A 1,236-nucleotide genomic window follows, 5' to 3' on the forward strand; every position below is an offset into this window, starting at 1 on the left:
GGCCGTGCTGGGGCTGACGCCCGGCGCCAGCAAGACAGAGGTGCGCAAGGCCTATCGACGCATGGCGCAGCTGCATCACCCCGACCGCTTCTATTCGGAAAGTGAACATCAGGTGGCGCTGGCCTCGGCACGTTTTCAGCGCATCAAAAACGCGTATGATTATCTGATGCAAACTTACTAAGCGTCACGGGGCAGCGACGTATGCTACCCGCCATGCTGAAACCACGACCTTCCACTGTGTCCATTGTGACGAGACTAACGCCGGATTATGCGCGACCTTTATCAACGCCTGAGCCTGCCCCCCAATGCCAATGAGCAGCAGATCGACACCGCCGTGGCGCGCTGCCCCAACAGCGCACTGCGCCAGGACGCCACCTCGGTGCTGACGGTACCCCCGCACCGTGAAACCTACGATGCGCTGCACGGTACCTTGAGCGACATCGGCCGCCTGCGCGCGCGCCTTGGATTGACCCACGGAGCACACTGGCAAGGTGACGTGGCCAATGACTTCTCGCTGCCCCCTGACCACGCCATTTCACGCCATGACGAACTGGTCGACCGAGTCAGCCACGCCGTCTCGCTATATAACCGCTGGCGAGGGCTGCGCGGCCCCTGGCTGCTGGTCACGCTATTTGCGCTGGGCACAGGCTTGGGGCTGGCCATTGGCATTGCCCTAAGTCTGGGGCTTGGGCTGGGATTGAGATAGCGGCGGCGCAGTCGTTGAGCCTTCAGGGCGCTGCCGCTCGTCACGGCGGATTTCGGCCTCGGTGGGCCTGGGCGCAGGCCTGGGTGGTTCAGGGGCATGCTGGGGCGAATCGACGTCGCCCTGCTGGCGATGCTGCAGCGTCATGTCGGTGCCATGGGGCTCGTCGCCACGGGCCTCAGAGCGCGCCTCCATACGCACGCTGAGCCGCGGTACACCCAAGTCGATTTCCTGGGCTTCCATGCGCTGCTTCAGCAGCAGATTAAAGGCGCGTGACACGTCCCACTGCATTTCAGGAGCGGTGCGAAAGCGCATCCGTAATATCGGGCAGCCATCTTCGAAGGCCTGTACCCCCTGCATCTCCAGCGGCGACCAGATGTAGTGACGCATCATCGGGTCCTTGCGCAACTCCTGAGCCGTTTCCTGCATCAGCGTGATGGCGTCATCGATTTTCATGTCATAGGGAATGCGAATCCGCATCAAGGCGATACCGAACTGGCGCGACATGTTGTGGATCGATTCGATACGGCTAA

2 protein-coding genes and 1 pseudogene are annotated in these 1,236 nt (G+C 62.1%); 2 read left to right on the forward strand and 1 reads right to left on the reverse strand.

Translation table 11 applies throughout. The annotated features are described in order from the left end of the window. Together B7L71_RS10265 and B7L71_RS10270 are read left to right on the forward strand one after the other, a co-directional pair. A partial coding sequence (locus B7L71_RS10265) for a DnaJ domain-containing protein (RefSeq protein WP_170919484.1) occupies positions 1–181 on the forward strand: 181 nt, incomplete at its 5' end. 87 nt (positions 182–268) lie between these two features. Next, on the forward strand, positions 269–706 hold the full coding sequence (locus B7L71_RS10270) for a hypothetical protein (protein WP_016914687.1): 438 nt from the start codon (positions 269–271) through the stop codon (positions 704–706). On the opposite strand, the pseudogene B7L71_RS17115 reads toward B7L71_RS10270, so the two are convergent. After that, positions 674–1,236 (reverse strand): annotated as a pseudogene (locus B7L71_RS17115) (mechanosensitive ion channel family protein); the annotation flags it as partial. The gene B7L71_RS10270 and the pseudogene B7L71_RS17115 sit on opposite strands and share 33 nt — an antisense overlap.

This window comes from Halomonas sp. BC2 (genome assembly GCF_002078115.1).
Lineage (GTDB): Bacteria > Pseudomonadota > Gammaproteobacteria > Pseudomonadales > Halomonadaceae > Vreelandella > Vreelandella stevensii.